Genomic DNA, 22,522 nt, shown 5'->3' with positions numbered 1-22,522 from the left:
ATCACTAACTGCTTATATGAAAGTGTTAAGTGTTGAGCTTATACTTTCATAACTTGTTGTGGCCGCTCAGGCCATGGGTGTTTATATGAAACAGGTCTGCCATTTCATTTTTTGACGTATCAGCCCGCCAGAATTTGTTAAATACAAACCTGCTGCCCTTGCCCGGTCCTTCACTTCCCACCCGGACTTTGCCCCGTATTCCTACCCCTATTTCTCTTATTCCTATGGCAAATATCCAGTGACAGCTTGAAAAAAATATTCTGGTCAAGTAAAGTTCCCGAAAAAAAATTTTTCAGCCGTGAACCTGAAAATGTCTCTGAGAAAAAATAAAAAATTAATTTATTTAGGTGAATTTAAATGACTGTTCGCGAAAATGTCAGCACCAAGATCGCCATTTCAGATGTCATACTGGATGAGTCTATCTATCCAAGAGAAAATATTGATCATAAGCGTGTCAGTATTTTTGCGGAAAATATAAGAGACGGGTTTGAATTTGATCCCATTGAAGTCCAGGTTCATCCTGAAAAGCCAAGCCAATACCGGATTCTGGATGGCGCGAACCGATGGACCGCCCATAAGGAAGTGGGTTTAACCAGGATACAGGTGATTGTTAAAGAGTTAAAAGAGATTGATCCTTTGCTTTATTCTGCCAAAATGGCTATCGGACCAAAGCCGCTCACTGAAAAAGAAACCAGAACGACGGCGCGACGCGTTTTTCAAAACAATCCCAGATTAACCGCTTCTGAAATTGGCAGGCTCATTGGCAGATCCCGGCAGACAATTGCCAATTATATTGCAGACCTGAAAGCGGTCCGGCAAATTAAACTGGATCAGAAAATCTGGCGCATGAACCGGCTGGGAATCCCTCAGGAAAGAATAGCAATGCGCTTGGGAGAGACCAGGGATATTATCCGAAACCATTTGGGGAAAATGTCAATGTTAACAAAATCCCCAAATACGGATTTGTCCCAGGGATTAACCATCCCCCAGGTGGCTGCCAAGCATGGGTGGACAGAGCCCATGCTGTGGTCATTGGTTTTAGAGGGCAAATCCGATCAAAACAGATTTAAAGCCCTGGGATGGGGGTTGCGCACATGGGATTTATGGAACTTTAATGATTGTGATCCCCGTTTCGGAGATGATTGGCCAGGACGTATTCCAGCCCAGATGATCGCACATATTCTTTTTTATTTTTCCAATCCCAATGACCTGATTTTTGACCCAATGGCAGGTGGCGGTGTAACAGCAGATACCTGTCTTGCTTTAGGCAGAAGATGCTGGAGCCTGGATATGGAAGACCGGGCAGAGCTTCGCCCTGAAATTGAACCCTGTTTTTGGGACACCAAGCGTAAAAACTGGGAAGATACTATCCTGGCGGGCAGGGAAAAACCAGACCTGATTATTTTTGATCCCCCCTATTTTCAGAAAAAAGCGGACAGCTATGGGGAAAACAGCATTGCCCGGATGTCCCGCCGGGAATACCTGAACTTTCTGGATAGTTTTTTCAGGTTCCTGAAAAACAGCACCCGGAAGACCACCCGGCTTGCCTTGATCAATTCTGACTGGCGTGATTTTCAAAGTTGCCCGGCATTAAAAGAAGAAACACAGAACGCAATCCTGCTGACGGATTATTATAAAATACTGGAAGGGGCAGGATGGGAATTGACCCATATCATTCAGGCGCCATTGTCTTCGGAACGGTTTAATGCGATCATGGTCAGTGCCATGCAGGAGAAAAAAATTCTGGGTGTTACCAGCCGGTATATCCTCCTGTTGGAACAAAAAGCGGTTAAATAAAAAAAATAGGTGCCTGCAGGAAGTTCCCCCACAGGTGTGCGGCGCATTTCATGGAACTGGTCACGCAAAAAGGCGATATATGACCCTTTGAGCAAATACGCCCTTTTTTTTGCATTTTTCCCGCCTTTGAATATGGGTGACTTTTCTTTGTTTGTCCTTGAAAATCAACGTTATACAAAAATTTTTATTCCAGATCACCCGTGTGGCACAATGATTGCCATATTCAGCATTGACCAGAGATAACAGAAGCGTTGTCTTTGCCCGGTATCTTGTCAGCAAATCCAAAGCGGTTGTTCAGAAACTGTTTGTCTGCAGCCGGACTGCTGTCAACCCAAACTATTTTAAGAGGTGAGTGATATGATCATTGTCAGAACAACCCTGAAAGTGTTTCCGGAAAAGCAGCTGGAAGTCATACAGACACTGCTTTCGCTGATTGAACCGGTGGGAGGGGAACCCGGCTGCAACAGCTGTTGTGCATTTTGTGACATCAAAGACAAGCACCGCCTCATATTGCTGGAGGAATGGGAGACCCAAAAGGACCTGGACCAGCATATAAAATCCCTTCGATTCGGGGTCCTTTTGGGAACCAGAACCCTCTTATGTGAGCCGCCTCAAATTCAGATCCATACGGTGAACAAGACCCAGGGAATGGAGACCGTTCATGCCATCAGGCAAAATAAGGAAAAATGAGTGTTTAATCACACCCATAAAGTTTTTATCCGTTTCCTTGACAGAAGGCAGTTGCCCGGCCTATAACCAGAACAGTTTATATCTTTCGTACATTCCAATTTCTCAGGACAGGGGACATGTCCATGACAAAAAAGCTGATTCAGAAAAAAACACAGATGAAGGTCCATCAGATAACAGACGGGCTTACGATTCAGCCCAACAGGATCTATGTGATTCCGCCCAACAAGGATATGGCCATTTTAAACGGCACCCTCCAGCTCATGGATCTGCCCCAGCCCAGGGGATTCAACCTTCCCATTGACAGTTTTTTCAAATCCCTGGCCCAGGACCAGGGTGCTGATGCCATCGGCATTATCCTGTCGGGTGGAACGCGTTCTGCACGATTGGCCTTTTATACCATTGACCGAATCAGAACTTAAAAGGCTGCTTACTGACTGCCCTTCAGGCTTTGATGAACGAACCGCTTTTCAAAAAAATCCTTTACAAACATCCGTGCTGACAGTAATATAATCATATTATATGATTTTTATTATTTATGAGGAGCGAGTCATGGAGCGTATAAGTGTCACCCAGGCAGTAAGACAATTTTCTGATTTGCTTAATCGAATTTTTTATCAAGGTGTCAGTGTTGAGTTGGAACGTGGTAATAAGGTGATCGCTCGAATTTCTCCAGTTTCAATTGCGTCCTCTTTAAAAGTCAAAGACCTGAATAGAATGTTCGCAGAGCTGCCTTCGCTTGGAGATGATGCAGGTGTCTTTGCAAAAGATCTGGCGGATATTCGAAAACAGATACCCCTGGAGAAGACACAATGGGATTAATGCTGGACACAAATGTTTTTATTCATTCTGAGCGATCGAAATCTTTGATAGATTTTTCACCCTGGGAAGAATATGGCGATGTATATATCAGCGCAGTGACTGTTTCTGAATTGTTGGCTGGTGTTCATTATGCTGATAATGAGTCAAGAAAGGCGCGTCGTTCCGCTTTTGTGGAATCCATATTAAGTAAAGTGCCAGTGTTGGATTTTAATACTGAAGTCGCCAGAGTACATGCTGGTTTATTTGCATCACTTTCCAGGCAGGGTATGATGATAGGGGCACATGATCTGATTATTTCAGCAACCGCCTTAGTCCATAACTGTGCGGTACTCACAGGCAATAAAAGCGAATTCGAAAGAGTTCCTGGACTTGAAACCATTTTGTTCATTAAAACATAAACGTAATTTCTATTTCCTGGCAGGCTCATTCACCCAGGATTCATGGGAATGTATAATTTGCCAGCCAGATTTGCCTTTTTTCCAGATCATTGTGTATACATGCGTGGATATTGTAGCCTGGCCGCTTTTCAACTGCATATCGACCCTGTTTTGACTTGTAAGTAGCGCCATGTCTGGAGCCAGAGGAAAAACCTTGACCTCGTGCACTTTCAATTGCTGACTATCTCTCATGGAAAAGTTGGATGTGATCGCTTGAACCCAGTCACTTCGCGTGGCAAAAAAAACGCCTCCTGCGACGGCGGAAACAAACTCATTTTTGCTGTAATACTTTTCCCATGCAGCGATATCCTTTTGATTGATCGCGGCTACGAGTTGTGTGAAACGATCGGTTACTTCCTTTACGATGCCTGTTTTATCCAAGTCAGCAGAAGATGTCATGAATAAATCCTTTTCAGCGTTACGAGGTTCTTCAGCTATGGCTGAAATCCCACAAAAAAATGTTGTTAATAAAACCACCACCAGCACAATCTTTTTCATTATTTTTTCCATTTTTTCAGTTGCGTGAAATCAACCATCATTAGTAAAAATCCGGGGGAGGTAGATTTTGAAAGTGGAACCCTGACCGGGTTCACTGTATACATTGATAAAACCGTTGTTCTGTTTGACAATGCCAAAGATTGTTGCAAGCCCTAAACCCGTGCCTTTGCCGACATCTTTGGTGGTGAAAAACGGCTCGAACAGGTTATCCAGTACCTCTTTGTTCATGCCGCAGCCATTGTCACTGACCGCCAGCAGGACAAAATCACCGGGGATGAAACCTGGGTGCTTACTACAATATTCCTCATCAAATGATTTTTTCCCGGTTTCTATGGTGAGTTTACCCACGCCCCCAATGGCATCTCGTGCATTGACACACAGATTGGCAAGGATCTGGTCGATCTGTGACGGGTCCATTTTCACCGGCCACAGATGGGCAGAGGGTTGCCACACCAGATCGATGTCTTCACCAATGAGCCGGCGCAGCATATTGAGCATTTTCTCCACGGTATCGTTCAAATCCAGCTGTCTGGGAGAAATGACCTGTTTTCTGGCAAAGGCCAGCAACTGCTTGGTGATGTCCGCCGACCGTTTGGCCGCTTTCTGAATTTCTTTGAGATCATCATGCAGCTCGTGATGTTCATCTGCCTGCAACAGGGCCAGTTCCGTGTGTCCCAGAATTACCCCCAGCATGTTATTGAAGTCATGGGCCACACCGCCGGCCAGCCGGCCCACGGATTCCATTTTCTGGGCCTGCTGAATCCGTATTTCAGATTGTTCCAGTTCCGTGATGTCACGCATGATTCCCAAATTGCCGATCCAGTTATTGTTTTCATCAACCAGCTTTGCCCCGAAAGTTTCACCGGAAAATTCTCTGCCGTTTTTATTCCGGTAGCGAGTCACATATAATTCACCAGAGCGTTTGGCGTTACGGTTAAAAACGCTGGTCCCTGCCTCATTATATCTGGATGTGTCCGCATAAAGCATCTGGGTGGATTTTCCCACAAGATCCCCCGGCAGATACCCGAATGTGGCTTCCATCCCCTTGTTTGCCAGCAGGATTTCACGTTGTGTGTTCGTTATGACAACGCCATCGGGTATGGTATTGAACATGGTTTCAAACAGGCGTTTCTGTTTTTTTATCTCATTTTCAGCGATTGTTCGTTCAATGAGTTCTTTTTTTAACTGGCTTGTACGTTGCGCAACCTCCCGCTTTAAAACCCGGTTCCAAACCAGTATCAATCCGAGAAATACCAGGAAAACAGAGAAAGCTGTTAATATAATGGTCCAGAATTCCTGACTTTCGAGCAGGCTGAGCCGACCCAAAGAAAACCATCTTTTTTTAATGAGTTCCCGCTCATTATCCGTGATCGTTGACAGGCCTTTTGCTAAAATTCGGTTCAATACAGGCCAATCATTTCTGGAAGCGATGGCGAGCTTTATATCATGGCCGGTATCTCCTGCGATGCGAAGGTTTGTAATTCCTTTCTGCTCCATAAAATATGAGGCAGTCGCCAGGTCTATAATTGCCGCATCCGTCCGGCTGAAAGAGACATTCAACAGTGCGGTCAGATCATCCAGAACCGGTTCAATCTCCAGGTCATGATAATTACTGATCAGGTATTCCGTAATGGCATAGCCTTTAACCAGAGATACTTTCATGTTTTTCATCTGGCCGACTGAAAGAGACTTTTTCTGATCCTTTCTGACAATGATCACGTTCGGTATTTCGATAAACGGTTTTGTAAAAAGCAGATACTGTGCCCGATTCTGGGTCCGGGTCACTGCATTTACGATGTCGATTTCTTTGTTTTTGGCCGCGTCCAGGATTTCGTTCAGTGAGTTGAACTTGATTTTATTGATTTTGAAATTCAATTTGTTTTCCAGCAACGCGATATATTCCGTTGCCAGCCCCCGGCTCTCACCGTTTTCATCAATAAATGCAAAGGGTGCATAACCCGCTTCAACTGCCAGTGTTATCTTTCCATCATGCTGAATCAGCCACGCTCTTTCTTCCGGGGTCAGGGGATCTTTGTAATTTTTCGTCTCACAACTGATGAAAGGAAAAACAATTAAAAGGACCGCAATGATTCGAAAAACATGGTTTATCAATCTGAAGGAATCCTCATACGTTAATAAAACAGTTGATATTTAGGGAGCGGAATAGTTTTTCCCTATCATGAATGCCATATCAATGAAATGCCCGCATGTCAATTGTTTTGGTCCCGGACAATCACATACCCGGGCGCTGACAGGTCATAAAAGCCCTTGATCAGATGAAATATTTCATGTAAAAAGTTCGATCTCAAGGCAGGTATCCGGGATCACGCCGCCCCCGGCCATGGGATCCAGGATCAGGCCAGCCTTACTTTTGCGCCACCTGGGCAACGGTGAATCCCCGGGACAAATCGGCTTTTGCCGAATTTGGCAACGCTGCCATTTTCGGCAAATGGTATTGAAACGATGTCCGGGCCAGGCCCAGTCTTTTTGCAATCCGGTCCTGGGGGATGCCCAGGGCGGAGGTGCCGGATACGCCCTGAACCGCCTGGGCTGCCGGCGCCGCCTTCCCCTTTCGTTTCAGCCACTATTTCAGCTGATAATACGACATGATGATTTGATCAAACCATCGGTTGGGCAATATTTTTTTTAAAAACAGGGATAATTTCTGATCAAACGCGCCCACGGCATATCGCAACCGGGGGGTGGGGGTGTGGATGATCTTTTCAATGAGATGGGCAATTTTCAACGGCGGCTGACCGGTTTGTTCATCATTTTCAATGACTTTCATTGTGCGCTGGAATTGATCGGCATGATGGGTTGTGTTAATGGTCTGCCGGTTGGCCGTAAATTCGGTTTTAAAATCTCCGGGCTCGATCAGGACCACGTGGATGGCTGACAGGGACAACTCTTTATATAAGGCTTCTGAAAGTCCTTCCACAGCAAATTTGGATGCCGAATAGATCCCCTGAAAGGGAAGCCCGATGATGCCCCCAATGGAACTCATGTTGATGATGAGTCCTTCGGACTGTTGTCTCATCACCGGGAGCACTTCCTGCAATACGCGGCAGATGCCGAAAAAATTGGTATCAAACAGCGCTTTGGCCATTTCTGTGGACGTGTCTTCAACCGTACCGCCGATACCAACCCCGGCATTGTTTACCAGGATATCGATATGCCCTTCTTTTTCGACAATATGTGCAATGGCTTTTTTCACGGAATCGGTATCCCGGACATCCATGGGTATCATGAAACCGTTTTTTATTTCTGGACAGGATTCAGGCCTGCGGGATGTGCCATACACCCGAAATCCCTTTGCGGCCAGATACGCGGCCGTACATTTGCCGATGCCGGAAGATGCGCCTGTGATCAATACGGTTTTTGATGACGCTTGCTTTGGTTTCATCGTCTTTGCTTTCAACGGATAATGCGGGCTTTTCTGCCGGTTTTTTCAAACATATCCAGACAGAATTCCAGTTGTTTGCGGGTGTGGGTTGCCATGTAGCTGGTACGCAGCAGGGCCCTGCCCCGGGGTACGGCCGGAGACACAATGGGATTTGTGTAAACCCCCGCATCCATCAGGTCTTTCCATACCTGAAACGTCTTGAGATCTTTACCGATAATAATGGGAATGATCGGGGTGACGCTTTCACCGACATCAAATCCCAGTGATTTTAAACCATCGCGAATAAACCGGGCATTGTCGATCAATTGTTCACGGCGTTCCGGTTCTGCCTGGATGATTCTTAAGGCCGCCATGACGGACGCCACATTGGAAGGGGGCAGGGATGCCGTGAAAAGCATGGTCCGGGAATGATGTTTTAAAAATTCGATCACTAGTTTTTCACCGGAAATAAATCCGCCGATGCAGCCTAAGGATTTGCTGAAGGTCCCCATAATCAGGTCCACATCTTTTGTAACGTCAAAATGGGCGGCAGTCCCGTCGCCACGGGGACCTAAAATCCCAAAGGAATGGGCATCATCAACCATCAGGCGGGAATGGTATTTTTTCGATAAAGCAACCAGGTCATCCAGTCTGGCAATATCCCCTTCCATACTGAAGATGCCGTCCGTGACAATGAACCGGGGGTATTTTGGATCTGAAAAGGCCAGTTTTTCTTCCAGATCCTGCATGTCATTGTGTTTGTATTTGCATTTTCGTGCACCGGAAAAACGGATCCCGTCGACAATGGACGCATGATTGTATTCATCACTGAAAATCAAATCATCCGGACCGCAGATGGTCGCGATGGTTCCAAAATTGGTACCGAATCCCGTGGAAAACACCAGGGTGCTTTCCATGTGAACAAAATCCGCCAGCTGTTCTTCCAATTGATCATGCAGCAGGGTATTGCCGTTCAGCAAACGGCTGCCGGTCAATCCCGAGCCATATTCCCGCAGCGCGTTCATACCGGCTTCAATCACTTTGGGATGGTTGGTGAGCCCAAGATAATTATTGGATCCCAGCATGATTTTTTGTTTTCCGTCAATGGTGACTTGGGTGGCATTGGCTTTTTCGATTTTCGGATAATAGGGATAATATCCCAGGGCCTTTAGCACATTTGGCCGGGTATAGGCATATATTTTTGTATACACATCCGGGTGCTTTCCAAAATATGCCATGCGTTTGGCACGAATTTTCTGGGTGGCAATATCAATGAATTGATTTAACATGGGTCCTCTCTTTCGAGCAGCCGGCGGCAGACACCAGCGATGTTCAGGGCCGCCGAACCGTTCTGTACAGGCGTCAATCGACGCATTTCTTCCATATTAAAGTCTGAAAGGGTTTTTTTGCCCAGGGCAAGGCCCACAAGGGCCGTCGAAGAAAACCGGGTGATCAGAACATCACAGTTTGCGATCATCTCTTCGGCATTGCCCGTCGAAAACACCATGGCCCCGGGGGCGTATCTGTTTATTTCCCGGGTGGCGCGTCTGTGTTTTTCGCCGGGGTGAAGCTTGAAGATAAGCTGGCGGGAACCGGCGATCTCAACGGCTTTTTGGATAAAGGCCCGGCGGTTTTCAAACTGGAACGTTTCTCTCAGGGCCGACGTACACACCAGCACATAGCCTTTATAGGGAAAGGTGTTGCCGGCAAATTTTAGGCAATTGTCGAAATTGGGGATTCCCGTGACAACCATTTTTTCAGGACAAACCCCTTTTGGGATGAAAAAATCCCGATACCCGTCACTGGCAACACAGAATACCTCATATGCATCACTGAGACCGGTCAATGCATTGCCGGCAAACCAGAGCGGAAGAAACCGGAACCGGCTGACCAGATGGCACATGAAAGATTCAGGATCTGTCACCCCTTCCTGGACCAGCACCATCCGGTTGCCTGAGATATTTTTTTGCAGATACACATCCGAGCAGGTCACCACCAGGTCGTAGGGCCGATTGCGCCCCCTTTCATCAATAAAAAGACCCTGATCCCGGAGATAGTCCCGGCATCGGTTTGACAGTTTGTTGCCTGCGACGGTGAATTCGATCATTCCCAGTTTTTTGAGAATCCGGTCAAATCCGTCGACATAAAAAGGAGAAAACGCATGGTCATATTCCTCAAGGTGCCTTGCGATCTGGTGCATCTGGGTGGTCTGGTTCATGGAGCCGCATATAAAAAATATCTTTTTTTTCATCTGTCACCCCCCCATTACCGCCGGTGTACCCAGTCACAGCACTGACAGACCGGAAATCCGCTATAATCCAGCCGGCCGAAGTTTTTTCGGATGCCGGTCATTACCGGCCCGTTCCAGATTTCCGCGACCGTCTGGGAGTTCAGATTCCCTACTTCCTGAACCCCGTTATAATCCACACAACAGGTCACAGCCCTGCCGTCCCAGAGCACGGACATGGCCGACCAGGGATAAAAACAGACAGACGCTATGTTTCCTTTGACCGGGTTGTACTCCCGTCCATCGCCGAAATTGTCCAGAGCGCTGACATTCAGGCGGTCGCCCACTTTTTTGTCCAGAACAGCGCGCCCCAGGATTTTAAAGTCTTTTATTGCAGCGCCATTGGTTTCCTGAGGCAGGTATTGAAGGATCAGTTTCGGTGTCTTTTTTTTCATCTCCTTTCTGATTTTCACAAATTCGATGATATTGTTTAACGCTACCTTGAAATCCAGCCCTTCCATGGTGCGGCAATAGGAGTCGTCATCCGTGCCGTAAAAGCTGATTTTCATCTCATCCAGTCCCGCATCGATGATTTTTTTTGCCGTTTCGGGAAATAATAACGAGGCATTGGTCACCAGATAGGTATGGTTTATCCCGAAATCTTTTGCGAGCCGGATCCGGTCCGGTAATGATTCATCCAGCAGCGGTTCTCCAAATCCGTGCAGATGCACAACGGGTTTTCGTTTTACTTCCGACACTTCTCTGATTATTTTTTCAAATAACTCAAATGCCATGATGCCGGGTTTCCGGGTCAGCTTTTCACGGGGGCACATCACACAGTGGGCGTTGCAGGCATTGGTGTTTTCAATCAGGAGGACTGCGGGCAACGGAAAATGGCGGCGGTAATACAGATGAAACGGCAAAGGAGATCTGGCCAATGACAACAGCCCCCGGGTGATCCTGTCTCTTGCATTGAAAATCATGGGGTCTCTCCGCCTATTCTTGTTGTCATGATGCCGAGAACAAACACCACGGCGGCAAACGCGCCGATGATCAAAGCGGATTTCAGGGCAGCCGTGTGGTCCACAGCGATCATGGCGGCCCTGAGTCCCTCGTTCACATAATACAGCGGCAGAATCCTGGCAAACGTCTGTAAAAATTCAGGCATCATCTCCACAGGAAAAAATGTTCCGGACAGAAACATCATGGGAAACATCAGGGCATCGGCCGCGGCTGAGGCACTTTCAGCTTCCCTGGCCACGCGGGTGAGAATCATGCCCAGTCCCACAAATGCAAATACGTCCAGGGCCACAAACACCACCAGCCAGGCATTGATCTCAAGACTGACCTTAAATACGGCATAGCTCACCAGCAGCATCACGGCCGTGGATACAACCGCAAGAATGAACTGGTACAATACGTTTGACAAAATCCAGTCAATCCGGGTGATGGGGGTGGTGGAAAGCTTTCGGATGACGCCTTTCTGCAACAGTTCGGCATTGACGTTCACGGAACCGAACAGGCTGGCCGTCATCACTGCCATGGCAATGATCCCGGGGACAAAGAATTCAATGAACCGGTATTTTTTTTTAAGTATGGATACGGGTTCCGAGGCAATAAGCGGCGGTTTACCGGACATTTCCTGGTTGATTTTGGCCAGGGCCATGTCCAGCACCCCAATTTTGGTGGTCACCCCAAAGGCGCCGGGGTCGTATACTTGGGTGAGGGTGACGGGGGTTTCAAAGTGGTCGGCCGCCATTTTTTCCATGAGAGACATCTCAAAATTTTCGGGAATAATGACAATCAGATTCAAATTGTTGTCCTTGGCATACTGTTTGGCATTTGCGTCAGGAGAGACGGGTGTGATGTTGAATCGTTCGCTTTGATCGAGCGCTTCCACAAGTTGTTGGGATGACGTTGTCCGGTCCAGATCCTGGATGCTCAATTCAAAAACTTCATTGTCTCTTTCCATGAAAATGGTGCCGAATACCAGTATCAGGATGACGGGAAAGGCAATCCTGAAAAACACCACCGTCTTTTCCCGGTAGAAGCTCTTGATGCTCACGATGATGTTGGCCCGAATGATATTGGCATGGATGATGTGCAGGTTCATTGTGCCTCCTCGATCCCGGCAACACGTTTCAAAAAAGTGTCATCCGTCAGTTTGAGGAACACTTCTTCCAGATTGGGCTTGCGGACATCCAGACCGGTAAACGATGCCCCGCCTTCTCTGACGGCGTTGAGCAATCTTCGGACATCGTCCGTGTGGGCAAGCCGGACCGTGATATGCCCGTGGCTGTCATGGTCCGGGGCAAATCCCATTTTTTTAACGATGTCAAACACGGTTTCATCCACGGATTTGAGCATGACGACCAGGTAATCGGCATTGTTTTCTATGAGTTCTCCGGGAGAATCCATCGCGGTGATCTTTCCTTTTTTTACGATGGCAACCGTGTCTGCAAGAAGTTCGGCTTCCTCCATGTAGTGGGTGGTGAGAAACAGGGTTTTCCCCTTTTTCTTAAGATCCAGAAGAACCTCCCACATGGCGCGCCGGGCCAGGGGGTCGAGCCCCGTTGTGGGCTCGTCCAGAAACACGATTTCAGGGTCGTTCACCAGGGCAACCGCGATGCCCAGGCGCTGTTTCAACCCGCCGGAAAGATTCTTGTACTGGACTGCGGCCTTGTCTTTTAAGTTCACAAGCGCCATCAGCCCGTCAATATCCGGTTTTTTCCGGCAAAAAAGCCGGGAATAATACTGGAGGGTCTCTTTGACCGTGATTCGGTCAAAGGAACTGAACCCCTGGGGAAGGACCCCGATGCGGGGGATGATGTCATATTTTTTTTCGGTGACATCCATTCCAAGAAGCATCACTTTGCCGGATGTGGGTGTTCGGATGGTATTGAGAATCTCTACGGTCGTGGTCTTGCCGGCTCCGTTGGGGCCCAGCAGCGCAAACAACTCACCTTTTTCAACGGCAAACGATATATTGTCAACCGCGGACAATTCCTTGTACCGCTTGGTCAGGTGATGGACTTCAATGGCATATTTATTGTTCTGGGTCATACCTCTCCATTTTGTATCTTTGGGGATTGCCTGGCGAACCGGTGTTGCCCATCATATAGTTGAGACGGCCGATGCAACAGGGCAATGGAAAGCCATCTTTTCCCCTGGCAAACCGAACGCACCCGTAAAGACCGGCCCCGGGCCATGGGAAATCGTTTTACTGCCTTTTCCGACAACCCGACCGGAAAATCATAAATACTGTTTTTTTCTGCCGCGTTCCCCATGGTTTCTCCCGTGGCCCGGCCTGTTGACGGATAAACAATCACCTGCAGCGGGTCCACAAGATGAAACCCGCATCCCAGAGCCTTTGCCGCAGCTTCCTTCACAGACCAGAGCAGGGCCGCCGCCTTTTTTAAATCATCTTCTGCCGGTTTCAGGGCATGTCCAAGTTCCCCGGGGTGAAACACCCGGTAAAACGGGTATTTGCCCTGGAATTCATGGCTTTGTGCCACATCGATACCGATATCATGCCCATCTCCACAAAGCGCGGCCCAGAGGTTTTGGTTGCTTTTGCAAAAAGAGATGGACGGACCGATGTGATCCCCCAGCAAAAGTTGGGGCCTGCCAAGAGGGCCCCGAATGACCCGAATGAACGGTTCGACCCGGATGAACGGGTCGGCCTGGATGGGGAAAGCATCCGGGGTGTCATATGGCCGGTGCATCCGGAACGGTTTTTTCATACCGACAAAGTGATCCCACAGTATGGAAATCAAATGCTGTTTTTGGCCCGGATCGTTCTTTTCGGGCCCTGCCGGCATTTGGCGCGCCATTGACTCCCAGGGCAGCGATGCATAGAAAACAGGCCCTTTGCCATGAAAGAAATGCACGGTTTGAACGGCTGGCTTTTGACTGTCTTTTATCATATCCGTTCCTGTCTTTTTTTGATCTCCAATCTTCCATACTCCTTCAGGATCAGTCTGAAATCCATTTCATCTGCAACCCGGAGATCTGCATCAGGGTTTCGCCCTGGTCATCAAGCCCCCGGGTGTCCCAGGTGAGCACTTCGTCGGTTTGTGCCCGCAACCGGGCTTCCAGCATTATTTTTTCCCCTGTCCCGACTTTTCTGAAACACCGCATCTCCCCGATTTCCAAAGGAATCATGGACCGGGGCTCTGAGGGGTCTGTGACAGCAATATGACAGCACACCAGCTGCAGAAGCGCTTCGAAAAGGTAGGGGGAATACTGGTATTTTGCGTTCACAAGATCTGCAAAGTCACAGGTTTCCGGATAGATGGTCCGGCCCCGTATGACGTCTGGGCCTGTTCCGTCAAGAAATTCGATCACCCGGTACCGGCCGCCGAGACCACTGCGGTCTTTGTACCATTTCAGCACTTTTTTACGATTCATGGGTTGGGTTCTCAGCTCGTCCGAACGGATGGGAAAATCATGAAATCCCTGTCCGGGTGTTTCTCCTCCGCCGTCAAGCATCACCTGGCCGCTGCATTGCAGGGCAAAATGTGCCATCAATCTCCCGGTCGGGGAGATCTCCTGTGCCGACAGGGTCGTGTCGCACAACACCTCTTCAAGGCGGTCACCCGTCCTGCAGCAGGAAATCCGGGCAGGACGAGGAACCCCGGGCCGGCATTCGATCATGTCCATGAGCCGGACGTTTCGGACCCCTGTCACCCGGAGGTGGGGATACAGTATCCGGGCCGCTTCCATAAAAGTCTCTATGGCCATGGTGGCGGATACAATGGGATGCTTGATGAACTTGAAAGGCCGGTGGTCCGTGATCCAGAGATCTTTTTCCAGAGAAAAGGACCGGCAGGCTTCCAGTTTTTCCTGCCCAAGGTCCAGGGTTGAAATTTTTTCGATCATGGGAAAGTCTCCGGGCGCAAAGGACAAGAGGCCGGAATCCAGATCTCCAAAGGGTTCGGACCGGGTCCCGTCATTGAGCATTACCGTGTTCACAGACGGCAGTTTTTTCATGAACATCACCCAATGATCTTCTGGCGGGGCGATAAAGAGTTCCCGGCAGAACAGCCCTGCCAGTTCATTCACATGAATGTAAGCCACTCCTTTTTGCTTCAGCAGTGCCTGGATTTCCGGATCATCTGCCATGCCCGCCCCTTGGACAGGGGGAAGCATCAGGGCCTTGAACCGGACCGCCTTGTTTTCTTTGCCCAGGTGCCTGAGCAATGCTGCCATCATCCGGTTGGCGGCAGCGTAATTGGCCTGTCCCGGATTTCCCTGGATGGCCGCGGCCGAGGAAAGGCCCGCAAAAAACTTCAACCCGGCATTTTGGGCAGATAAGAACAGATGCCAGGCACCTGAGAATTTGATATCCGTGACCGTGGAAAAATCATCCAGGGTCATACGGCTTACAGGGCCGTCCCTGAGGATCCCGGCACTGTGAATGATCCCGTCGATTCTGCCGTAACAACGGATCACCTCTGCCAGGACAGCCTGAACCGCCTCAGGATCGGTCACATCACAGGTGTGGTAAGCGGCCTCAATTCCTGCGGCGTGCAAATCCGCCAGGGTCTGCGCAATTTCCAGCGCCCTGGAATTCGTCGGACCCGCCCCGGAAGCGGCGTGTTCCCCAAAAGGTTCTGCCGGATCCATTTCCGGATCGATACGTGTTCTCCCCAGCAGGATCAGGCGGGGCATGAAAGGCGCCAGGCAACGGGCCAGGTGGGCGCCGATCCCGGCACCCCCCCCGGCGATGACGACAACGTCTCCGGGGCAAAGATTCAGATGGGATGAATCCTTGAAAACCGACGGAGTCAAATGTCCTTCTGACGTGAGGATTTTTCCATCACGATGTATCATCTCCACCACGGCACATCCTCGATCCAAAGCATGGTGCATGGCTTTTTGAAGATGGGTGTTTTTCTGGATTTCCAGTGTGCGGAACTGGACGGACGCGTATTCCCGGGCAGCGCTCAAAAACATCCCGAGCATTCCCTCCGCCAGTAATTGAGCCGGTGTGCCAATATCTTCAGCAGAATAAATCAGTACAATGAATTTTTTGGCCGAAGATTCCAGAAATGCCTTTAAAAGGAGAAAGAATGATTTAAGCAGCTGAGAAACATCCGTCATACTGCTTGACCGGATGGCTCCTTTTCGGCCCAGGGTGATGACCATCCCGGAAACAGGAAACAGGGTTCGGATTGTATCCGCGGCCCGGAATGTGCCGTTTTCAGTCCGGATGTCGTGCCCCGCTTGGCCGGAATCCGGGATTTTCTGCATGAATCCCATTGGAAACGGGGTCACCCCGTAATCGGTCCGGAGAATATCCCCTGCGTGTTCGGCCACCTTGTCATCCCCGTCAGGGGAGAGGAGAAGGACGGATTCTCCCGGACTTAATTCCAGGGGAACCGAATTCTCAAATTCTAGCGTTGCGTGATCAAATACGAGCCGCTTCAGTGGTGCCTCATCCGTTGAGGCGTTGTCACATTTATCCGGCACCGGGTTCAAGTCCAGGGCCTCAGTCGCCGTATGCAGGCCGCTGCCTTGCTTTCCGGCGGTTAATCGGGAGATCTCTTCAGCGATGTCTTTTACAGTCCGGACATCGATAAAATCTTCCAGTTCAATGGTGATGTTGAACTGGCGTTCCACAGCATCCATGATGATGGGCAGGCGGCTGGACCGGATGGAGAGATCTTTTCTCAGGTCCATGTCGGGCTGGATTTCGTCTCGGTTGAACCCTGTCGCGTCCATGATGATTTGAATCAGTTTCTCCATGAGATCGTCACGCTCAGATGGGTCATCAGTTCCGGGTGCGGCGGGTTCCCGGAATTCAGGCGGCTGAAACCCGCTGAACGTGGATTTCATGACAGTTGACAGATCACCTGGCGTTTCCTTGAGATGGCCTTGTGCTAAAAGTCGGGCCAGTGCGGCTTTAAAGGTCAATGCCTCTGAAGAGCGAACACAGGTCTGGATACAGGATGATCCGGGAAGCGTGTCTGCAATGAGATTGCTCAATACTTCTCCCGGTCCCACCTCAACAAAAAGCCTGGCCCCGTAGGTATTCCAAAGGAACCGGGCATTGTCCATCCAATGGACCGTGGATTCCAGGTGCGCCATGAGGATTTTTTTGATCTCATGGGGATCTGCGGGATAGGGTTTCCGGGTTGTGTTGGAGATGACCGGAATCTGCGGGGGATGAAATGCAATGCCGGCAATGTATGCGGCAAGTTCATCATGGATGACCTGCATGGCAGGCGAGTGAAAGGCCATGCTGACGCGCAGAAGGGTGGTCCGGTGGCCCATTTCCTTTAAATTTTTGCAAAAACTTTTGATGGCGCCGGTGCTGCCGCTTAAAACAGTCTGAAAAGGGGAATTGATATTGCCGATGTGGATATCATTGTCATCTTTGATCATTTTGTTTAAAAGGTCCAGGGGAGCGTCCGTGGCGGCCATGACACCGGGATCGATGTTGGCGGCAGCCGCCTTGTCCATGCACAGGGCCCGCTTGTTTACGATGCGAAACCCGTCTTCAAAGGAATAGACACCGGCCAGGCACAAAGCGGTCAATTCGCCCAGACTGTGACCGGCCATGGCCACAGGACGGATGCCAAGCGCAATGAGATATCGGGCCATGGCATTTTCCAGGGCAAACATGGCAGGCTGCTGCCAGCGGGTTTTCTGAAGGTTTTTTTCCTGATCATGGAACATCAGGTGAAGCAGGTCAAAGTCAGCAACGGCAGCGGCCCGGTCCAGCCATTCTTTGATGACGGGAAATGAGGTATACAGTTCCTGTCCCATGCCGCCGTATTGGGCGCCCTGTCCGGGGAATACCAGGGCAAGGGGCGGCGCCACCTTCGGGTCCTGGTTCGCCCGTACTTCTGATATTTTTTGCGTCCCGGGTGAGACCATGACCGTATCTGTTTCGTCCATGGCCTGCTCCACCTGTACCACATAATTGGAACCGCCGAACCCGAAAGCATTGACTTCCATTCTTCTGGGCTCGCCGTTGCGGTTCTTCCAGTCCAGCGGCGCAGAAGAGACAATAAGACCGGAGTTTTCCAGATTGATTTCCGGGTCCGGATGCCTGTAATTGAGAGTGGGCGGGAAAATTCCCGCTTTCATGGCCATCACGCCTCGAATAAGACCGCCGATCCCCGAGGCCCCCAGCGTATGGCCTATCTGGGATTTAAATGCCGTGAGCACGGTACGCCTGGCGGAATGATAGAACCCTTTCAGGGCAAGGACTTCTTCCAGGTCCCCCTGTCTTGTGCTGGTGGCATGGCATTCCACCATGTCCACAGCATCAGGCCCATAGGATGTCCCCTTAAAAGAGGCGCGAATCGCCATCTGCTGGGAAACTCTGGAGGATTCCACCATTCCAAAAGGGTTGTTGCTGGCGCCCATGCCGGTCACAAAGGCGTTAACAAGGGCCCCTCTTGCCCGGGCGACGCTTTCCCGCTCAATCACAATCATTGCGCCGCCTTCACCCAGGACCATGCCGTCTCTGTGGGCATCAAACGGACAGGAGGTTTCCCGGGCCGGTCTTTCCCTCCCGGACAGCCCGTAAAGAGCGCCCAGGGCGGAAAATTCCAGGAAATGCAGATGGCTGAGCGTATCCTCGCCCCCGCCCACGACCGCGGCGTCGATGATGCCGTTTTTGATCATCTGGATGGCGCTGTAAAGTGCCACCAGTGAGGTGGCGCAGGCGGCGGACACGGCATGGCTGGGCCCCATGAACCCGTACTTTTTACAGATAAAACCGGCGGCGGCACAGTTGAGCCGGCCTAAAAGCGTGGTGTCGTCCAGGGCCGTGCGACCGGACCTGATTGCCTGTTCAATGGCCTGTACCTGGTCCGGTGTGAGGTCAACCGCCTTTTTGATGCCGGCCATGATGTCGTGAACATATGCCCGGATAATGATATCGGGAAGCGTACTTGCCGCCTCTCCCGAGTTCTGGGAGACGAAGACGGCGATCCTTTCCCGGGGGATATCTGATGTCAGAATGCCGGATGCCCGGATGGCCCTGTCCGCAAGCCACATGGAAATCCGTGTGGCCTGGGTCATGGTCCTGAAATCATGGGGAGGAATCCCCAGTTCAGTGCGGTCGATGGGAAAATCCAGAAAAGCCCCCACCCGGCAATAGGTCTTGTCCGGCATAAGGGGCTTAGGGTCATAATACAGTGCATGATCCCATCGTGACGGCGGCACTTTTGTGATACCGCTTTTCATGGCCAGGCTTGCACTCCAGATTTCCTCGGGACTCTTGCCCAAAGTATTCACAATGCCCATGCCCGTGATGGCAATTCTTTCATGAACCTCCCGGTTGGGTGTGAAACGCTTCGGATCTGGTTTAATCCCGGCAACCGGTAGTTCCAATGGTGTTTCCGTGGAATTTACAACGGGTTGATGCATCAAAAGAGAGCCCCGGGCCAGTTCATGGTGAAAGGATTCAAGATTGTCGACGTCACGGATAAGCCCGGCGCAGGCCCCGCTCATGAATTGTCCCCGTTCGATACAGGTTTGCTCATCCAGAACTATCTCTCCCGGCCCGTCCATTCCCCGGGCCGCCATGAAAAGGCTTCCGGCCGCCATTTTTTCCATTCTTTCCCTGAAAGAGGTTTCGTCCTGGAGTCCGGCGGCAAACTCCCTTTCCAGAGATAAAATAGATTCCATTCCCGGGGTTTTCAGGGATCTCACCCGGAGCCCGGTATTCCGGCCTGACACAACGGTTCCCGCCAAAGGTGATTTCAGGATCATCTGCTGATAAAGCGGGGTCAAAGCGCCGGTTTCAATAATCTCCTGTGTGGCCAGATAGGCCGTCCCCATCTGGATGGCGTCTGCGCCAAGCATGGCCGCCATGAAGGCCGTTTCCCGGTTGAAAATTCCTCCGGCAAGGATGATGCGGCAATTGTGAAACAAAGATGGGGTGCGCCGCTTCATATCCAGTACCATCTGGGCCAGGGTGAGTGTGCTGTGCGGCCCCACGTGGCCGCCGGCCTCATACCCCTCACAGATCACATACCGGACCCCTTGTTTCAGGGCCAGCGTCAACAGCGCTTCATCCGGCGCGATATACATGACATCGATGCCGCATGCCATCAATTCTCTGACCGTGGAGAGATCCCCCCCTGCAATCACGGCAAAACGGGGTCTGTGTTTTTTTATCCAGGCCAGATGCAGTCCCTTGAAAGGATTTTCCGCCAAAGCGACCACATTGACGGCATACGGGCGCGACCCCATGATCCTGGGCAGGGTTCCCAGCCTCTGGTCCAGGGCCTCAGCATCCATCAGGCCAAGGGCGATGGTGGGTAATCCGCCGGCATCCGCCACCCGTAAGGCAAACTCCGGGATATCCGTGATCCAGGACATGGCGCCCTGGATAAAAGGGTACCGGGTGCCCATTTCTCTGGCCACAGGACTGTCCAGAAAACCATTTTTTTTTTCTTCAGCCAGGCGGCATAACTGATGCATTTCTTTTATGAACGCAGTCACGGCTTCCCCGGTTCTATCCCCGAAACGGTTCACAAAGGCCCCGGCAAAGGCGGCTTCCACACCCAAAGGAATGATTTCGTTCTTGCTGAAACGGCTTTTTAGGGGATGAACCGCCCCGGCCGTCACCCGGTTCGCAAAAGAAAGGCGGGTATCTTTCATGTCCGCTGCGCTGCAGAGCGCGTCCTCGTATGCTTTGATTTTTTTGAATGCCAGAGAATTTCCCTTGTTGAACAGGCGGCAGGGAACCTGCACATCCAGGCCCACCATATCCGTGGCATCCGGACGCAGCCGGGAAAGCTGTTCCCGTTGGGAATCATCAACACCGGCCTGATCCGTCAGCCAATGGATACTCTCAAAAACGATCCCGGCTGCCCCGGTGGACACAAAGGCGGCGGCAGCTTCAGGGAGAAAAACGCCCCCCCAGATGAAAATATCAAAAGGAGTTGCAGCGGATTTCTGCATTTCCCTGGCCATGGAATAGAGCGTCATGGTTGTCTCGCGGCCCACAAATCCAGCGGCCTCACATCCTTTCAGGACGATGCGTTCGATGCCTGAGCCGGGCTTCAGCATCTTTGTTATGAGCGCGGTGTCTCCGGTGATGGGAAAGCAGCCATAATTTTTCGACATTTCCCCCAGCTTGTTTAAAAAAAGAGCCGTATCTTCCTGAGAAAACCAGGGGGGGCACTCTACCCAGAGGGTTTGAATCCCCGTTTCCTTTATTGTCCGCCCTAAAGACAGGTCCATCAAGGCTGGGGCAGAGATTTTGATATCCCTGACAAGACCGGCAGGGTCTGTTTTTCGTAACAAGGAAACCAGATTGTCTGCGCTCTTTTCTTCGGAAAAATCGAAGATCGCGCGGGTCCCTGTTTGTTGAGCCATCTGAATCACCGCCGGGGTAATCTTTTCAGGCCGCCGGACAAAAGCGATGGTGATATTTTGATGCTCAGTTAACATGTTTACATCCTTTGCTTCAAAGCCATTGGTTTCATTATGATAAAGATTTGCTGAATATGCGGTATTTTTTGTGCATTTTTGCCCCGGCTTCCTCGATCAATGAGTTGACGGCGTCATTGTCTTCCAGGGTCCAGCCGATTTCCATATAACGGTATTTCGCTTTATTTCTCACCACCTCGTAGATATGGTGGAAGGCCAGCATGGGGAGCCCCAGTTGCCGGTATTTTTCTTCGATCCCTAACATAAACAGCCGCAATCCAACGATCTCTTTTTTGTATAAAAAATACTTCAGCGTCCCCAAAAGACCGACCCGCCCGTTGAGACGCTTCAGCAACGGGTTGATATCGGGAAATACCATGCAGAAGGCGGCGGGTTCATCTTCAACATAGATGAAAAAAGCCATGTCAGGATCTGTAAATTCCATGACGTGCTTCCCGATATCCTGCATCTCCTTTTCGCTTAACGGAACGAACCCCCAGTTGCCGGACCATGCATCGTTATAGATCTGACGGATCTGAGCGAGTTCAGCATCTGCATCCTTTGGGCGAAAGTGGGTGATGCGGACTCCCTTTTTTCGGGCAATTTTGCCGGCCAGACGATCCATCCATCCGGGAAGTTCGTAATAGCTGTCGATAAGGAAAGCCAGCAGGTCTTTTTCTTTGAAGTAACCGCATGATTCGATCAGTCTTGAATAGTACGGCGGGTTATAGGTCATCATCAGGGAGGGCGGCACATCGAACCCTTCAATGAGCAATCCGGCCTCGTGATTGGTGGATGGGTTGAGCGGGCCTCTTATGAAGGTCATCCCCTTTTCATGAGCCCACTTTTCCACGGAAGCAAACAGGGCGGCGGCGGCCTGCGGATCATCCGCACATTCAAAAAACCCCCAGATGCCCATTTTCTCGTTATGGAACCGGTTATAACGGCCGTCGATAATGCCTGCAATCCTTCCCACCGTTTCTTTGCCCCGTCGTGCCAGAAAAAGAATGCGCTGGGCAAATTCCCAGAAAGGGTGCCTGAGGGGGTCCAGCAGCCGACAGATTTCTTTTTTGAGAGGCGGAACCCATTTGGGGTATGCGACATAGATCTTCCATGGCAGTTCAATGAAGTCTTTTAATTCAGATCTCTTTTCCACGGTAATGATTTCAATGCCGGTCATGATGATACTCCTCAACAAAAAAAGAAATGGCATTTAATGCCCATCGCAATGTTTGATAATAACTTTTATAAATTCACTATGACCCACGTTAT

At 50.3% G+C, this 22,522-nt stretch carries 16 protein-coding genes; 5 read left to right on the top strand and 11 right to left on the bottom strand.

Features of this window, described 5'->3' with window-relative positions:
- Nucleotides 1-357: 357 nt before the first annotated feature.
- The 5 genes from K365_RS0123475 to K365_RS0123450 all read left to right on the top strand — a co-directional run bounded on the left by K365_RS0123475 (nt 358) and on the right by K365_RS0123450 (nt 3,704).
- Nucleotides 358-1,797 (top strand): DNA methyltransferase, encoded by a 1,440-nt coding sequence (locus tag K365_RS0123475; protein WP_024336573.1) that lies wholly within the window; start codon nt 358-360, stop codon nt 1,795-1,797.
- Between the two features lie 357 nt (nt 1,798-2,154).
- A complete protein-coding gene (locus K365_RS0123465) occupies nt 2,155-2,487 on the top strand; it encodes a putative quinol monooxygenase (protein ID WP_024336571.1) in 333 nt (110 codons plus the stop codon).
- Nucleotides 2,488-2,603: 116 nt separating this feature from the next.
- Nucleotides 2,604-2,906, top strand: coding sequence for a chemotaxis protein CheB (locus K365_RS0123460; RefSeq protein ID WP_024336570.1), 303 nt, complete (start codon nt 2,604-2,606; stop codon nt 2,904-2,906).
- Between the two features lie 130 nt (nt 2,907-3,036).
- On the top strand, nt 3,037-3,306 hold the full coding sequence (locus K365_RS0123455) for a hypothetical protein (protein ID WP_051147903.1): 270 nt from the start codon (nt 3,037-3,039) through the stop codon (nt 3,304-3,306).
- Nucleotides 3,297-3,704 (top strand): type II toxin-antitoxin system VapC family toxin, encoded by a 408-nt coding sequence (locus K365_RS0123450; protein WP_024336568.1) that lies wholly within the window; start codon nt 3,297-3,299, stop codon nt 3,702-3,704. Before K365_RS0123455 ends, K365_RS0123450 begins: the two co-directional genes overlap by 10 nt.
- A 9-nt stretch (nt 3,705-3,713) precedes the next feature.
- Here K365_RS0123450 and K365_RS0123445 read toward each other — a convergent pair whose 3' ends face one another.
- The 11 genes from K365_RS0123445 to K365_RS0123390 all read right to left on the bottom strand — a co-directional run bounded on the left by K365_RS0123445 (nt 3,714) and on the right by K365_RS0123390 (nt 22,430).
- Nucleotides 3,714-4,241, bottom strand: a complete 528-nt coding sequence (locus K365_RS0123445; protein ID WP_029725743.1) for a YybH family protein — start codon at nt 4,239-4,241, stop codon at nt 3,714-3,716.
- A gap of 30 nt (nt 4,242-4,271) precedes the next feature.
- Nucleotides 4,272-6,353, bottom strand: coding sequence for a transporter substrate-binding domain-containing protein (locus K365_RS27655; protein ID WP_084490002.1), 2,082 nt, complete (start codon nt 6,351-6,353; stop codon nt 4,272-4,274).
- A 472-nt stretch (nt 6,354-6,825) separates the two neighbouring features.
- The gene (locus K365_RS0123430) at nt 6,826-7,644 is read right to left on the bottom strand and encodes an SDR family oxidoreductase (RefSeq protein ID WP_024336567.1); all 819 of its coding nucleotides are present in this window, start codon (nt 7,642-7,644) and stop codon (nt 6,826-6,828) included.
- 11 nt (nt 7,645-7,655) lie between these two features.
- Entirely contained in the window at nt 7,656-8,912 is a 1,257-nt protein-coding gene (locus K365_RS0123425; RefSeq protein ID WP_024336566.1) for an aminotransferase class I/II-fold pyridoxal phosphate-dependent enzyme, read from the bottom strand.
- Nucleotides 8,906-9,874: a glycosyltransferase family protein gene (locus K365_RS0123420; RefSeq protein WP_024336565.1), complete on the bottom strand. Its 969-nt coding sequence runs from the start codon at nt 9,872-9,874 to the stop codon at nt 8,906-8,908. Before K365_RS0123420 ends, K365_RS0123425 begins: the two co-directional genes overlap by 7 nt.
- A 14-nt stretch (nt 9,875-9,888) precedes the next feature.
- Nucleotides 9,889-10,833, bottom strand: a complete 945-nt coding sequence (locus K365_RS0123415; protein WP_024336564.1) for a radical SAM/SPASM domain-containing protein — start codon at nt 10,831-10,833, stop codon at nt 9,889-9,891.
- A complete protein-coding gene (locus K365_RS0123410; protein ID WP_006964342.1) occupies nt 10,830-11,963 on the bottom strand; it encodes an ABC transporter permease in 1,134 nt (377 codons plus the stop codon). The genes K365_RS0123415 and K365_RS0123410 overlap by 4 nt, the downstream gene beginning before the upstream one ends.
- Nucleotides 11,960-12,913 carry an ABC transporter ATP-binding protein gene (locus tag K365_RS0123405; protein WP_024336563.1) on the bottom strand — a complete coding sequence of 318 codons (954 nt, stop codon included), beginning with the start codon at nt 12,911-12,913 and terminating at the stop codon, nt 11,960-11,962. Before K365_RS0123405 ends, K365_RS0123410 begins: the two co-directional genes overlap by 4 nt.
- Nucleotides 12,910-13,776 (bottom strand): 4'-phosphopantetheinyl transferase family protein, encoded by an 867-nt coding sequence (locus tag K365_RS0123400; protein ID WP_024336562.1) that lies wholly within the window; start codon nt 13,774-13,776, stop codon nt 12,910-12,912. Before K365_RS0123400 ends, K365_RS0123405 begins: the two co-directional genes overlap by 4 nt.
- A gap of 49 nt (nt 13,777-13,825) precedes the next feature.
- Nucleotides 13,826-21,271 (bottom strand): type I polyketide synthase, encoded by a 7,446-nt coding sequence (locus K365_RS0123395; RefSeq protein WP_024336561.1) that lies wholly within the window; start codon nt 21,269-21,271, stop codon nt 13,826-13,828.
- A 34-nt stretch (nt 21,272-21,305) separates the two neighbouring features.
- Nucleotides 21,306-22,430, bottom strand: coding sequence for a hypothetical protein (locus K365_RS0123390; RefSeq protein WP_024336560.1), 1,125 nt, complete (start codon nt 22,428-22,430; stop codon nt 21,306-21,308).
- Nucleotides 22,431-22,522: the final 92 nt, after the last annotated feature.

The organism is Desulfotignum balticum DSM 7044 (assembly GCF_000421285.1).
In the GTDB taxonomy this organism is placed as follows: Bacteria; Desulfobacterota; Desulfobacteria; order Desulfobacterales; family Desulfobacteraceae; genus Desulfotignum; species Desulfotignum balticum.
This window is presented reverse-complemented; position numbering and strand designations above follow the sequence as displayed.

What these genes read in the sequence shown, in the direction of transcription:
- K365_RS0123450 (WP_024336568.1), top strand. Translation starts at nt 3,297, where the DNA reads ATGGGATTAATGCTGGACACAAATGTTTTTATTCATTCTGAGCGATCG.
- K365_RS0123460 (WP_024336570.1), top strand. Translation starts at nt 2,604, where the DNA reads ATGTCCATGACAAAAAAGCTGATTCAGAAAAAAACACAGATGAAGGTC.
- K365_RS0123400 (WP_024336562.1), bottom strand. Translation starts at nt 13,776, where the DNA reads ATGATAAAAGACAGTCAAAAGCCAGCCGTTCAAACCGTGCATTTCTTT.
- K365_RS0123395 (WP_024336561.1), bottom strand. Translation starts at nt 21,271, where the DNA reads ATGTTAACTGAGCATCAAAATATCACCATCGCTTTTGTCCGGCGGCCT.
- K365_RS0123445 (WP_029725743.1), bottom strand. Translation starts at nt 4,241, where the DNA reads ATGAAAAAGATTGTGCTGGTGGTGGTTTTATTAACAACATTTTTTTGT.
- K365_RS0123405 (WP_024336563.1), bottom strand. Translation starts at nt 12,913, where the DNA reads ATGACCCAGAACAATAAATATGCCATTGAAGTCCATCACCTGACCAAG.
- K365_RS0123475 (WP_024336573.1), top strand. Translation starts at nt 358, where the DNA reads ATGACTGTTCGCGAAAATGTCAGCACCAAGATCGCCATTTCAGATGTC.
- K365_RS0123465 (WP_024336571.1), top strand. Translation starts at nt 2,155, where the DNA reads ATGATCATTGTCAGAACAACCCTGAAAGTGTTTCCGGAAAAGCAGCTG.
- K365_RS0123390 (WP_024336560.1), bottom strand. Translation starts at nt 22,430, where the DNA reads ATGACCGGCATTGAAATCATTACCGTGGAAAAGAGATCTGAATTAAAA.
- K365_RS0123425 (WP_024336566.1), bottom strand. Translation starts at nt 8,912, where the DNA reads ATGTTAAATCAATTCATTGATATTGCCACCCAGAAAATTCGTGCCAAA.
- K365_RS0123415 (WP_024336564.1), bottom strand. Translation starts at nt 10,833, where the DNA reads ATGATTTTCAATGCAAGAGACAGGATCACCCGGGGGCTGTTGTCATTG.
- K365_RS0123420 (WP_024336565.1), bottom strand. Translation starts at nt 9,874, where the DNA reads ATGAAAAAAAAGATATTTTTTATATGCGGCTCCATGAACCAGACCACC.
- K365_RS0123430 (WP_024336567.1), bottom strand. Translation starts at nt 7,644, where the DNA reads ATGAAACCAAAGCAAGCGTCATCAAAAACCGTATTGATCACAGGCGCA.
- K365_RS0123455 (WP_051147903.1), top strand. Translation starts at nt 3,037, where the DNA reads ATGGAGCGTATAAGTGTCACCCAGGCAGTAAGACAATTTTCTGATTTG.
- K365_RS0123410 (WP_006964342.1), bottom strand. Translation starts at nt 11,963, where the DNA reads ATGAACCTGCACATCATCCATGCCAATATCATTCGGGCCAACATCATC.